Origin of the sequence: Streptomyces sp. WM6372, assembly GCF_001279655.1 — a bacterium.
GTDB lineage: Bacteria > Actinomycetota > Actinomycetes > Streptomycetales > Streptomycetaceae > Streptomyces.
On sequence record NZ_LGDB01000233.1, the window covers coordinates 1 to 12,783 of the forward strand.

Consider the following 12,783-nt stretch of genomic DNA (forward strand, 5'->3'; position numbering starts at 1 on the left):
GCGGGTGTCCTCGTACGCGGCGAGGGCGTCGGCGGGGCGGCCGGACGCGCGGAGGGCGCGGAGCTGCTGGGCGCGCAGGGGCTCGTCGTACGGGCGCTCCCGGATCAGCGCCTCGATCTCCGGGAGGAGGGACTCCGGGTCGGCGGCCCCGCTGCGGAGTTCGGCGTCGATCCGGGCGCGGAGGGCGGCCGCGCGGTGCGCTTCGGGGGTGGCGGCGTAGGCGGTGCGGGCGGGCTCGGCGAGGTCGGCGAGGGCGGGGCCGCGCCAAAGGGCGAGGGCGGCGCGGAGGGTTCCGGCGGCGGTGGCGGGGTCGTCGGCCAGCTGCCCGGCGCCTTGGCGGGCGAGGCGGGTGAAGCGGTGGAGGTCGACGTCGTCGCGGTCGGCGACGGCGAGGCGGTAGCCGCCGGCGGGGTCGGCGGGGACGGTGTCCCGGCCGCCGAGGGCCCGGCGGAGCCGGGCGACGAGGGCCTGGAGGGCGGCGGGGGCGTCCTGGGGCGGGTCGTCGCCCCAGATGTCGTCGACGAGGTCGGCGACGGTTGCGGCGGCCGGGCCGCCGGCGCGGAGTGCGAGGGCGGCGAGGAGCGCGCGCAGGCGGGCGCCGCTGACGGGGAGGGGGGCGCCGGTCTCGTCGCGCGCCTCGGTGACGCCAAGGATGAGATACCGCACCGGGCAATTCTGCCTTGCCCCTGCCGGGGGTGCCGGAGGTTTTCGCGGGGCCCGCGCCTCAGGTGCCGGCGGGGCCGCCGGTGGCGTGTGCCGCGCCCTTGCCGCAGGCCGGCCCCGGGCCCCTCGCGCCTCAGGTGCCGGCGGGGCCGGGGACCAGGGGCGGGGTGCCGGGTGTGCGCCCGTCGGGGCTTGACGGGCAGTCGCGGCCGGCCGCCGGTGGGCAGGTGCTGCGACGCCGCTCCCGGGATCCGCCCCGGCTCCCCGTGCCGCCCGTCGGAACCGAGGGTGCGCGTGGAGGGCCTCCCCGTCGGCTTCCCGCCCCGCCCACGGGCAAGGGTCCCGGAGCGGGGGCCACCCCGATCGGCTCCCGAAGCGGCGAAAGTCGCCGAGCTCCCCGAAGTCCCCGAGGTCGCCGAGGTCGCCGAGGCCCTTGGCAACACGCCGCCGCCCGGCTCAGCCTCCCCCGGCGACCGGGACGGCTGCCGCCCGACCGGTCACGGCGTGGAGGGCCCGGACGCGGGTACTCAGTGCGTGGCGAGCCAGATGGCCGTGAGGGAAGCGGCGCATCCGATGTGGGAGACGGCGAGGAGCACCCGTTCCGGTGGGCCCATACGCCATCGGCTGCGGGCCGACAGCCGCCACTCGTACGCCGCGGAGCCGACGGCGAGGACCAGCAACGGCGCCCACAGCAGGGCCCACCAGGACCAGACGTCCGCAAGACCGAGAACGGCGTTCGCCGCACCGAAGAGGGAAGCGGTCAGGAACCATCCCGGCTTCTGCTGTCCTTCGGCGGCGTGCGACGCGGCTGAAGGAGTGTTCACGCGGCGACGCGCATCGTGTTGTGGTTCACGTGTTCTTCCCTTTGCGTCATGCACGAAGAGGCTGAGATCAGGCTCCTGTTCGTGGAGCCGTCGGCGTGGACACTTTCGGTCCCGAACCGCTCCCGGATCCGCCTCCCGCGCGAACGGCCTTGTCTGCCCGACCGGTTGGACCGGTCGGGCTCCACCGGTGCGTGCTGCATGAACGTAACGCAGCCGCCCGAACCTGCCCAAGCCTTGTCAGGACAGGGCGGGTCGGGGGGTGGGGACGCCCTCGGGGACCGCCCTGCGGCGGGGGGTGGACGTGCCCGTCCAGCAGGTGCCCCGGCGGGCCAGGAGGCGGCCCAGCCACAGTTCCATCGAGACGAGTTCCGCCAGCCCGTCCAGGGGGACGGGGTGCCCCTCCGCCGCGTCCAGCAGAGCCTGTTGGACCACCCGGGCCTCGATCAGGCCCGCGTCCGCCAGGAGGGGGGCGGTGAACAGGGACAGCAGCGAGGGCAGCGCCGCCCTCAGGCCCACTCGGGTCGCCGTCTCGTTCGGGGTGTGGGTCGGGGCGCCCCAGCCCGGCGGGAGTTCGCGTACGCCGGCCGAGGAGAGGACGGTGCGCAGGATCGCCGCGCGGGCGCCGGGCTGGACCCTCAGGGATTCCGGGAGGGCGCGGGCCGCCCGTACGACCTGGTTGTCCAGGAACGGGGCGTGCAGGCGCTGGCTGCGGACCTCCACGGCCTGTTCGAAGACCCGGTGGTCGGCCGCGTGCCGGGTCAGCGCGGCGCGGGCACGGGCCTCGCCGGGGCGCAGGGAAAGGGGCGGGCGGCCTGCGGCGGTTGCCAGGCGGATCGATACTTCCGCCAGTGCCTCCCCCGTCAGCCAGCCCGCCGCCGGGCCCGGGCGGGACCAGGTCAGGGCGGCGAGCGAGGCGTCCACCGGGTTCGACGCGCCGCCCGCGACGGCCCCTTCGCGCAGCCGGGCCGCCGCGGCCTCCATGCCCGCGCGGTACGGCGTACGGGCGAGCCGGCGGGCCGCCGAGTAGACGGAGAACGGGACCAGCAGGGACAGGGCGGCGTCGCCCGGCGCCGAGCGGGCCAGCGCGGCGACCGGGCGCAGCAGGTGGCGTCTGCGGCGGTCCATCAGGAGGTCGGCGAGCCGGGCCGGGTGCGCGTCGAGGACCTGGCGGGCGCCGTGCCCGACGAAGTGGTCCGCCGAGCCGGCCGCCAGCCTGCGCCGCTCGCGGGCGGCGGTGACCAGCGAGGGGCCGGGTTCGTCGGTGAGGGGACCGTCGAGGTCGGCGTACGGGAGGGCTTCCTCGGCGGCGGCCACGACGACGTGGTGCAGCCGGGGGCTGGCGGCGATGGCCCGGGCGCGTTCGAGTTCGGCCTCGCGGCCCTGGGGGGTGGCCAGGTCGTTGAAGGTGACGGCCAGGAGCCGTTCGCCGGACTGCTTCAGCACCGTGCCGGGCGCCCCGGGGAGCCCGGCGGCGAGCAGCGCGAGGGTCGCGGAAGCGCTGCCTCCGGAGAGGTCGGCGCCCACGCCCGGCGCGGGCGCGGGTGCGCCCCGGGCCGCGCGCCGGTCGGCGGGGCCCATTCCGGGCACCGGGCCGGGGTCGTGGGGCGGCATGTCGGGGGCATGCCGCGGGGCCGTGAGCCGGGCGCGCACGGCATCCACCAAAGCTTCGCGTACGCCCTCCACCGCGTGCTCGGGATCGGCCGCGGGCGCCGCCACCGCGAGGGAGGCCACCGGCTCGTACCCGGTGATCTCGCGCGAGCCCTCGCGCAGGATCAGCGCGTGCCCGGGCGGGATGCGCCGCACGCCGACGTACGGTGTGCCGTCGCCCAGTGCCTCCGGGCTGTCGGGGCAGGCCAGCAGGGCGGCGAGGTGGCCGATGTCGAGCTGCGCCTCGATGAGGTCGGCGAGCGGCAGCGCGGCGGTGGCGTACGCGGTCCCGCCCGCCCAGGGGGTGTAGAAGACGGGCCGGGCGCCCGCGAGGTCGCCGACGACCGTGATGCGGCGGCCGGTCTGGACGACGGCGGTGTAGCTGCCGGACCACTGGGTGAGGTGGCGCAGGGCTCCGCCGCGGGCGGCGAGGAGCGCGCTGCGCAGTTCGGCGTCGGTGGCGCCGCAGCAGCCGAGGACGGCGAGCCGGGTGAAGGGGTCGGCGGGGTCGGCGGCCAGGGTGCGGATCTCGTCGGGGCGCCAGTCGCCGACGGCCCAGAGGGGGTCGGGGTCTCCCCACAGCAGTTGGGCGCCGACCGGGACGACGGTGCGTTCGGCGGTGGGGTCGTCCGGACGGGCGGCGTCGGCGTCCGCGAGCCCGCCGCTCACAGGGCCGCCGCCGGGACCGCCGGGGCCATGGGAGCCGTACGAGCCGTGGGAACCGTGGGAGCCGTGGGAACCGGCGGGGCCGGATCCGCCCTGGCCGGCGACGCGGCCGGCCGTGCCGAAGCTCGCGGCGATACTGCTCCACCCGACCAACCAGCGCACCGCCGCCTCCCCAGCCCGTGGGCAATTGACCGGGGCGGGAACGTCGTGGTCAGCGCTGAGGGCGCGGCCGACGGGACCCCGGGTGGCTCGGGGTCCATGCTGCCACGAGACAGGCGTGCGAGAGTGACCCAGGAGGGCGCACGTGCAAACGAACACGCCGCGGACACGCGGTATTTGGCGTTCCGTTCCCACCGCCCCATAGGTCGGTTTCGGCCATTCTTCGGCCGTGCCGAGGCCGTACTGCGGCCGTACTGCGGCCATGCCGAGGCGGCACCGCAGCCGCACCACGAGCACTCTGCCGGCGCACTGAGCCCGCACGTGGCGCCGCCGCACGCCCTGGAGGCGCCCGGCCGCACCGGCCCGCGGGCGCGGTCCGGGAGGCGGGATTCGCCCCCCGGACCGTTCCGCCACCCGCGGGGATTGAGGCGGCGGCATCCCCCGGCCCGCCGGATCCACGCAGCGGGCCGACCCACGCAGGGCACATCGAATCGCCGGGCCCGCTGACCGGCCAGAGCGCACGGGCGGGCGCACGGCCACACGCACGGAGCACGGGAGGGGGCGTGCGCCCGCGGCGCGGGCCCCGCCCCGACTGTGCGGGCGGACAACAATCCCGCCATACGGAAGTCGAGGCCTTAACGCTTGGGAGGCGGGGAACTACGCTGGGTTTACGAAATGCCGGGCAACTATGCCTCGGCGGCGTATGCGTTGTGTGCGTTCCGCGTGTGACGAGGGGTGGCGCATGTCCAGGGAGCTCCGCGAGCCCAATGAGAAGCTCGGCGCCGTCCTCGCCCTCGCCGGCATCAGCAACGCCGGGCTGGCCCGGCGGGTCAACGACCTCGGCGCCCAGCGCGGCCTGACGCTTCGCTACGACAAGACGTCGGTGGCCCGGTGGGTGTCGAAGGGGATGGTGCCGCAGGGCGCGGCCCCGCATCTGATCGCCGCCGCCATCGGCGCGAAGCTGGGGCGGCCGGTGCCGCTGCACGAGATCGGGCTGGCGGACGCGGACCCCGCGCCCGAGGTCGGCCTGGCCTTCCCGCGGGACGTGGGTGAGGCGGTGCGCTCGGCCACCGATCTGTACCGGCTGGACCTCGCGGGCCGCAGGGGCGGCGCCGGCGGCGGTGGCGGGATCTGGCAGTCGCTGGCCGGCTCCTTCGCGGTGTCCGCATACGCGACGCCCGCCTCGCGTTGGCTGATATCTCCGGCGGACGGTTCGGTGGCGCGCGAGCCCGCGGCCCCGCCCCGCGAGACCGTGGCGTCGCGCGAGCCGGCGGCGGGTACGGCCTCGCCCTCGCCGATGTCCTCGTCGCCTTCCTCTGCGTCTTCGTCGTCGTCTTCGCCGTCTTCGCCGTCGTCTTCGTCAACGGGTTTGCCCGCCCAGTCTTCGGGTGAAACGCCGCACGCCCCGCCGCACGCCCCGCTCGGGCACGCGGCCGTACCCGTCTCCGCGCCCGCCGCGGTCGTGGGGCTGTACGACCCGGCGCCGCAGCGCGTGGGCCACAGCGACGTGACCAAGCTGCGCGAGGCGGCCGAGGACGCACGCCGCTGGGACTCCAAGTACGGCGGCGGGGACTGGCGTTCGTCGATGGTGCCGGAATGCCTGCGCGTCGACGCGGCGCCGCTGCTGCTCGGCTCGTACAGCGACGACGTGGGCCGAGCACTCTTCGGCGCGACCGCCGAACTGACCCGGCTGGCCGGGTGGATGGCCTTCGACACCGGCCAGCAGGAGGCGGCCCAGCGCTACTACATCCAGGCGCTGCGCCTGGCCCGCGCGGCCGCCGACGTACCGCTGGGCGGGTACGTACTGGCCTCCATGTCGCTCCAGGCGACGTACCGGGACTTCCCGGACGAGGGCGTGGACCTGGCGCAGGCGGCCGTGGAGCGCAACCGCGGCCTGGCCACCGCGCGCACCATGAGCTTCTTCCGGCTCGTCGAGGCGCGGGCGCACGCGAAGGCGGGCGATTCGGCGGCCGCCGGGGCGGCGCTGCGGGCGGCTGAGGGCTGGCTGGAGCGGGCGCGCGAGGGCGACCCGGATCCGACCTGGCTGGGTTTCTACTCGTACGACCGGTTCGCGGCGGATGCGGCGGAATGCTACCGGGACCTCAAGCTGCCGCGGCAGGTACGGCGCTTCACCGAGCAGGCGCTGTCGCGCCCGACGGAGGAGTACGTGCGCTCGCACGGGCTGCGGCTGGTGGTGAGCGCGGTGGCGGAGCTGGAGTCGGGCAACCTGGACGCGGCGTGCGCGGCCGGCACCCGGGCGGTGGAGGTCGCGGGCCGGATCTCCTCGGCGCGGACGACCGAGTACGTACGGGACCTGCTGCACCGGCTCGAACCGTACGGGGACGAGCCGCGCGTGGCGGAGCTGCGGGAGCGGGCACGGCCGCTGCTGGTGGCGCAGGCTTAGACCCGCCGGCGGCGCGGGTACGGAACCCGCCGGTGCCGCGGGTACGGACCCCGGCGGCGTCGCGGGCGCGGGCCCGGCGGCCACGCGGGTGCGGACCCGCGTGGCCGCATTGTCAGTGGCGGGGTGCAGTATGCAGGGGTGGGAGGTGGCGGCTTGGGCGGCGGCATGGGCAGCGTGGGCAGCGCGGGCAGGGTCGACTGCGATGTGCTGGTGATCGGCGGTGGCATCGTCGGCCTGTCGACGGCGCACGCCCTGGCGCAGCGGGCTCCGGGGACGCGGGTGGTGGTGCTGGAGAAGGAGTCCGGCCCCGCCCGGCACCAGACGGGCCGCAACAGCGGGGTGATCCACAGCGGGATCTACTACCGGCCGGGCTCGCTCAAGGCGCGCTTCGCGGTGCGCGGGGCCGCCGAGATGGTGAAGTTCTGCGCGGAACACGGGATCGCCCACGAGGTCACCGGGAAGCTGATCGTCGCCACCGGGCGGGACGAGCTGCCGCGGCTGCACGCGCTGGTGCAGCGGGGCCGCGAGAACGGCATCCCGGTGCGCGAGCTGGGCCCGGCGCAGATCTCGGAGTACGAGCCGGAGGTGCGGGGCCTGGCCGCGATCCACGTCGGCACCACCGGGATCGTGGACTACGGGCAGGTGGCGCGCCAGCTCGCGGAGTCCTCCGGGGCGGAGATCGTCTACGGCGGGGCGGTGGACCTGATCTCGCGGCGCGCGTCGGGGGTGGCGGTCCGCACCACGTCCGGGCTGGTGGTCCGCTCCCGCGTCCTGGTGAACTGCGCGGGCCTGCAGTGCGACCGGGTCGCGCGGCTGGCCGGGGACGACCCGGGCATGCGGATCGTGCCGTTCCGCGGGGAGTACTACGATCTGGCGCGGCCTTCGCTGGTCCGCGGGCTGGTCTACCCGGTCCCGGACCCGGCGTTCCCCTTCCTCGGCGTGCACCTGACGCGCGGGATCGGCGGCGGGGTCCACGTCGGGCCGAACGCGGTGCCGGCGCTGGCCCGCGAGGGGTACGGGTGGGGCGTGGTCCGGCCGCGGGACGTCGCGGACGAGCTGGCCTGGCCGGGATCCTGGCGGATGGCCCGGCGGCACTGGCGGTACGGGGCGGGCGAGATCCACCGCTCGCTGTCGAAGCAGGCGTTCACGGAGGCGGTACGGCGGCTCCTGCCGGCGGTGTCGGCGGCGGACCTGGCCCCGGCCGGGTCCGGGGTCCGGGCGCAGGCCGTGCTGCGGGACGGGACGCTGGTGGACGACTTCCTGATCAAGGAGGGCCCGCGCACGGTGCACGTCCTGAACGCGCCGTCGCCGGCCGCGACGGCTTCGCTCCCGATCGGCCGTGAAATCGCCCGCCGGGCCCTGTCGTCGCTCCGCGCGTCATAGCCCGCACCCAGGGGGCGTCTGGTGGATCATGCCGGGCTGGCGGTGGCGGGGCCGGACCGGGGTCGGGGTCGGACCGGGGCCGGGGTCGGGGCCGGACCGGGACCGGGGTCGAGGTCGGGGTCGTAGAATCTGGGCATTGTGTCTGAGTCCCTCACCCCCCAGCCCAGCGCCCCGGAGACCGTGCCGGAGGCGAATTCCTACGTGCCCCCGAAGTGGCGGACCGAGCCGCGGTTTCCCGACGGGCCCGCCCCCGATCCGGCCGGTTCGCACCACGAGCGGCGGATCCGGAGCTTCCAGCCGCGGCGCAGCCGGGTCACCACCGGGCAGGGCGAGGCCCTGAAGCGGCTCTGGGGGACCTGGGGGCTCGACATCGACGGACACTCCGTCATCGATCTCGACCAGCTGTTCGGCGGGCGCGGGCTGCCCGTCGTCCTGGAGATCGGCTTCGGGATGGGCGAGGCCACCGCGCAGATGGCCGCCGCCGACCCCGCGACCGGGATCCTCGCCGCCGACGTGCACACCCCCGGCCAGGGGAACCTGCTCGCGCTCGCCGAGCGGAGCGGGCTCGACAACGTCCGCGTCGCCAACGGCGATGCCATCATCCTGCTCCGCGAGATGCTGGCGCCCGACTCCCTCGCCGGCCTGCGCGTGTACTTCCCGGACCCGTGGCCCAAGGCCCGCCACCACAAGCGGCGGCTGATCCAGCCCGAGTTCCTCGACCTGGCCGCGACCCGCCTGGCCCCCGGGGCCGTACTGCACTGTGCGACCGACTGGGAGCCGTACGCCGAGCAGATGCTCGAAGTGCTCACCGCGCACCCGGAGTTCGAGAACACCCAGGCGGACGGCGGCTACGCGCCGCGGCCCGATTTCCGGCCGCTCACCCGCTTCGAGGGGCAGGGCCTCGACAAGGGCCACGTCGTGCACGATCTGCTCTTCGCCCGCCGGGGCCACGCGTCCCCGAACGAGTAGAGAAACCGGACACGTCACTCCTCGTGTCAGAGCGGCTCGCTAGAGTCATCGTGTGTTCCGAGCGCTCCCTGCTGTCCGCGGTGTCCGTGCGTGCGTGCTCGCCGTGCTGTCGCTGTCGGGGCTGGCGATCCTCGAACTCGTGCGGGAGCAGACCGGCACCGCGGGGTTCTTCGTCGGCCTCGGGCTGGCCGTGCTGCCGGTGCCGCCGCTCATGGCGGCCTTCCGGTGGCTCGGCCGGGCCGCGCCCCGCCCCTGGGCACAGTTGCTGTCCTGCTTCGGCTGGGGCGCCTGCACCGCGGCCCTGATCGCGATACTGGCCAACAACTTCGCCACCGAGTGGATAACGGCGGCCACCGCCGACGCCTCGGCCGCCGACCGGCTCGGCTCGGTGGCGATCGCCCCGGTGGTCGAGGAGAGCGCCAAGGCGGCGGCCCTGCTGCTGGTGTTCGTGTTCCGAAGGCGCCAGTTCACCGGCCCCGCCGACGGGTTCGTGGTGGCCGGGTTCACCGCCACCGGCTTCGCGTGCACCGAGAACGTCCTCTATCTGGGCAACGCGTTCGGCGAGGACGTGGAGAGCGGCGCCGCCGCGCTCGACTCGGTGACGGCCGCGACCTTCTTCGTACGGATCGTGGTCTCGCCGTTCGCGCACCCGCTGTTCACGGTGCTCACCGGGCTCGGCTTCGGCGCGGCCGCGCTCGGCGCGGGCCGGATGCGCCGGATCGGGCTGCCGCTGCTCGGGCTACTGGCCGCGATGGGCCTGCACGCGCTGTGGAACAGCTCGTCGCGCTTCGGTGAGTACGGGTTCTACGTGGTCTACGGCTGCGTGATGGTCCCGGTGTTCGGGCTGCTGCTGTGGCTGGCGGTGCGCATAAGGCGGCGCCGGCTGCGGGCCGTGGCCGGGGAGCTGGCGGTGTACGCGGCCGCGGGCTGGCTGCGCCCGGCCGAGGTGCCGGCCCTGGTGTCGATGCCGGCCCGGTCGCTGGCCCGGGCACTGGCCCGGTCCACCGGGGGCCGGGCGGCGGGGCGGGCCGTCGCCCTGTACGAGGCGGACGCGGCCGCGCTGGCCCTGCTGCGGCACCGGGCCCGGCACGGGGGGCCTGCGGGGGTGCCCGATTTCGCGTGCCGGGAACGGGAGTTGCTGCGCCGGCTGTGGCTGCGCCGGGCGACGGCGGGGCCCGCGCTGGCCCGGGCCGCGGTCCTGGAGGAACTCCTTCCGGCCCGCCCGGTGCCCCTCGCGCCGTTGGAACCCCTGGAGCGGGTCTTCGTACCGCCCGCTAGACGTTCAGGCCCTTGGACTCCAGCCACGCCAGGGGGTCGACCGTCGAGCCGCCCTTGCGCACTTCCAGGTGGAGATGGGGTCCGGTGACGTTGCCGGTGGCGCCGACGCGGCCGATGGTGTCGCCCGCGCCGACCGAGCCGGAGGTCACCGACATCGAGGACAGGTGGCAGTACCAGATCTCCGTACCGTCATCGAGCTCCAGCACGATCCGGTACCCGTACGCCCCGGACCAGCCGGCCGAGGTGATCTTCCCGGCGCCGACGGCCTTGACGGGGGTGCCGGTCGGGGCGGCGAAGTCCAGGCCGGTGTGGTGGCCGGAGGACCACATGGAGCCGGCGTCACCGTAGTGCGAGGTGAGGGTGTAGGCGGAGGTGGGGAGGGAGAAGCTGCCGGCGAGCTTGGCGATGCGTTCCTGCTCGGCCTTGGCGCCGGCGGCCTCCTGGGCCTCCTTCGCCGCCTTCTCGGCGGCCAGCCGGGCGTCCTCCACCTCCTTCTGCGCCGCCTCCCGCTTGGCCTTGGCCTCCGCGGCGGCGGCCTCCTGCGCCTCCCGCTCGGCCTGCGCCCGGGTCTGGGCCTCGGCGGCGCTCTCCTGGGACTCGGCCTGCTGGAGGATGCGGCCCACGAGGGTCGCTCCGGCGTCGGTGTGCTGAACCGCCTGCTGCGCGATGATTCCGGTCGATCTCCCGGAGGCCGCGGTGCCCGCCGCGGCGCCTTCCGCTTCCGCGTGCCGCTGTCCGTCGCCCCCGCCGCCACCCATGCCGAAGTCGGGCAACGAGGGCATGGAGATGGCGACTTGGGGCCGGTCCTGCGCGGTGGCGATGCCGCCGGCTCCGACGGCCGCGATCACGCCGACGCCGAGCACGGTGGAGCTGCGGGCAAGTCCCCCGCGCTGCTTGGCGACCCGGTGCTTGCCGCGGGGCGGGCGGGCCGAGTCCTCGGTGGGGTTCCACTCACCCCAGGCGCCCGCGGTGGGCTCTTCCTGGAGCTCTATGCCTTCGGGGGCAGGCGAGTTGGAGGCCACCGGGCCACACTCCTCAGGGGGACGCGCACGCGCACGGCGCCGTCTCTTGCGACGGCTGGGACGACCGCGCTGCGTTATCGAACGGTAATATACGGAGGGGAGTGATTCCAAGCCGTTGCGATGGATCGATGGCACTAATCGGCCACCCTCTGCGGGGCCTTGGCCATGACTAAAGCCGCTTAAGCGGATCAACTCGGGCAAAAATCAAGCAAGATCCACATCTCCCCAGCCACACGCGCACCTTGACGGACCGTCATAAACCTTTCAGGGCACACCTTTTCGCTCACGCACTGTCACCGAGCGACCACGGGGACGGTACGCCCGCGCTCCGGCGACCGGGTTGATGAGGATCGCGGGGGGAGCGGGGGGAGACGGAGCGGGCGAGAACGACGAAGGCCCGGTTCCCAAGGGGAACCGGGCCTTCGTACTGAGTAGCGGGGACAGGATTTGAACCTGCGACCTCTGGGTTATGAGCCCAGCGAGCTACCGAGCTGCTCCACCCCGCGTCGGTAAACACAACTCTACGTCATCGCGGGGAGGGGCTGCGCCAATTAACCTTCCCGCCACCTCCAGGACCGACATATCCGCAGGTCAGAGCCGTAGAGAAGGCCGGAAAGACGGCTCGCATCAGCCCGTGGCCAGGCGGAGCAGGGCCAGGGACCCGATGCCGAAGGCGATGGTGAGGTAGAAGTTCCGGGTGCGCCAGGCCAGCAGCAGGGTCGGCACGGCCAGCCAGAGGCCGTAGTTGCCGGGGCCGAGGTCCAGCGTGCCGGAAGGCGCGAACAGGGACGGGGCGAGCAGGGCGGCGATCACCGCGGGCGGCACCTGCCGCAGCCAGACCACGACGGGCCGGGGCAGGGCGGCCGCGGCGAGGAAGAGGGTGGGCACCAGGCGGGGGCCGAAGGTGACGGCCGCCATGCCGGCGATGGTCAGGGCGAGCGTGAGGTCGTTCATCGGCCCGGTGCTCCTTCCTCGTCGCGGGGGTCCGGGCCGTCGGCCGCGGCGTCCGTGTGTTCCTCGCGGGGTGCGATGGCCAGGCCGAAGGTGGCCGCGGCGGCCGCCGCGACGAGCACGGCCCAGTACTGGAGGCCGAGCAGGGTCAGGCCCACCGCGCCACCTCCCGCGACGACGGCTACGGCGAGCCCGCGCCGGTCGGCGATGATCCCGGCCGCCAGCAGGGCCATGAACATGGCGGGCAGGGCGTAGTCGAGGCCCAGCGCCTCCACGTCGGTGACCAGGTCCCCGGCCAGCACGCCCACGAGCGTGCCCGCCACCCAGGAACCGTGCACGGCGGTGTTGAAGGTGAAGACCTCCGCCTTGGGGCGCTCCGCGCGGTCCGCGTACTGGGCGGAGTGCACCGCGAAGGCCTCGTCGGTGAGCTCGTACGCGAAGAGCGCCTGCTCGCGGCGGCGCCACCCGGCGAGCCGGGGCGCGATCGCGGCGGACAGCAGCAGATGGCGCAGGTTGACCACGAAGGTGGTGAGGACGATGGCGTACGGGGCGGCTCCGACGGCCAGCAGCTGGAGGGCCGCGAACTGCGAGGAACCCCCGTACACGAAGGCCGACATGGCGACCATCGCCCACCAGGGCAGGCCCGCGGTGTGGCCCAGCACGCCGAACGCGAAGGCCACCGGCACGTATCCGAGCATCACGGGGACGGCCTGCCCGAACCCCGCCGCCCAGGCGGCCTGGGACGCGCGGGACGCGCGGGATGCATGGGGCACATGGGGCACATGGGGCGCCTCGGCCGGCCCGGCCGGGGCGGGGG

Annotated in this window: 10 protein-coding genes and 1 tRNA gene; 4 read left to right on the forward strand and 7 right to left on the reverse strand. The window is 75.1% G+C overall.

Annotation, left to right across the window (positions count from 1 at the left end; genetic code table 11):
• The 3 genes from ADK52_RS34445 to ADK52_RS34455 all read right to left on the reverse strand — a co-directional run.
• The coding region (locus ADK52_RS34445) for an AfsR/SARP family transcriptional regulator (protein WP_267887313.1) at positions 1-666 on the reverse strand (666 nt) is incomplete at its 3' end.
• 524 nt (positions 667-1,190) lie between these two features.
• A complete protein-coding gene (locus ADK52_RS34450) occupies positions 1,191-1,487 on the reverse strand; it encodes a hypothetical protein (RefSeq protein ID WP_053693804.1) in 297 nt (98 codons plus the stop codon).
• Between the two features lie 237 nt (positions 1,488-1,724).
• The gene (locus ADK52_RS34455) at positions 1,725-3,962 is read right to left on the reverse strand and encodes an asparagine synthase-related protein (protein ID WP_053693805.1); all 2,238 of its coding nucleotides are present in this window, start codon (positions 3,960-3,962) and stop codon (positions 1,725-1,727) included.
• A gap of 739 nt (positions 3,963-4,701) precedes the next feature.
• Between ADK52_RS34455 and ADK52_RS34460 the strand changes: the two genes are divergently transcribed.
• The 4 genes from ADK52_RS34460 (at position 4,702) to ADK52_RS34475 (ending at position 10,081) form a co-directional block, all read left to right on the forward strand.
• On the forward strand, positions 4,702-6,363 hold the full coding sequence (locus ADK52_RS34460) for a hypothetical protein (RefSeq protein ID WP_053693806.1): 1,662 nt from the start codon (positions 4,702-4,704) through the stop codon (positions 6,361-6,363).
• Between the two features lie 165 nt (positions 6,364-6,528).
• Entirely contained in the window at positions 6,529-7,746 is a 1,218-nt protein-coding gene (gene lhgO, locus ADK52_RS34465) for an L-2-hydroxyglutarate oxidase (protein WP_053693845.1), read from the forward strand.
• 180 nt (positions 7,747-7,926) lie between these two features.
• Positions 7,927-8,715 carry a tRNA (guanosine(46)-N7)-methyltransferase TrmB gene (gene trmB, locus ADK52_RS34470; protein WP_234344374.1) on the forward strand — a complete coding sequence of 263 codons (789 nt, stop codon included), beginning with the start codon at positions 7,927-7,929 and terminating at the stop codon, positions 8,713-8,715.
• A gap of 52 nt (positions 8,716-8,767) precedes the next feature.
• A complete protein-coding gene (locus ADK52_RS34475) occupies positions 8,768-10,081 on the forward strand; it encodes a PrsW family intramembrane metalloprotease (RefSeq protein ID WP_053693808.1) in 1,314 nt (437 codons plus the stop codon).
• Here the strand turns inward: ADK52_RS34475 and ADK52_RS34480 are convergent.
• From ADK52_RS34480 to ADK52_RS34495, 4 genes are all read right to left on the reverse strand, one after another.
• Positions 9,990-11,015: a M23 family metallopeptidase gene (locus ADK52_RS34480; protein ID WP_053693809.1), complete on the reverse strand. Its 1,026-nt coding sequence runs from the start codon at positions 11,013-11,015 to the stop codon at positions 9,990-9,992. The genes ADK52_RS34475 and ADK52_RS34480 overlap by 92 nt on opposite strands.
• Before the next feature lie 432 nt (positions 11,016-11,447).
• Positions 11,448-11,521, reverse strand: a tRNA-Met gene (locus tag ADK52_RS34485).
• Between the two features lie 121 nt (positions 11,522-11,642).
• Positions 11,643-11,969, reverse strand: a complete 327-nt coding sequence (locus tag ADK52_RS34490) for an AzlD domain-containing protein (RefSeq protein WP_053693810.1) — start codon at positions 11,967-11,969, stop codon at positions 11,643-11,645.
• Positions 11,966-12,739 (reverse strand): AzlC family ABC transporter permease, encoded by a 774-nt coding sequence (locus tag ADK52_RS34495; protein WP_063784008.1) that lies wholly within the window; start codon positions 12,737-12,739, stop codon positions 11,966-11,968. Before ADK52_RS34495 ends, ADK52_RS34490 begins: the two co-directional genes overlap by 4 nt.
• Positions 12,740-12,783 lie beyond the last annotated feature (44 nt).

Excerpts from the sequence above, each read along its gene's own strand:
- lhgO (WP_053693845.1), top strand. The coding sequence starts at position 6,529 with ATGGGCAGCGTGGGCAGCGCGGGCAGGGTCGACTGCGATGTGCTGGTG.
- ADK52_RS34490 (WP_053693810.1), bottom strand. The coding sequence starts at position 11,969 with ATGAACGACCTCACGCTCGCCCTGACCATCGCCGGCATGGCGGCCGTC.
- ADK52_RS34460 (WP_053693806.1), top strand. The coding sequence starts at position 4,702 with ATGTCCAGGGAGCTCCGCGAGCCCAATGAGAAGCTCGGCGCCGTCCTC.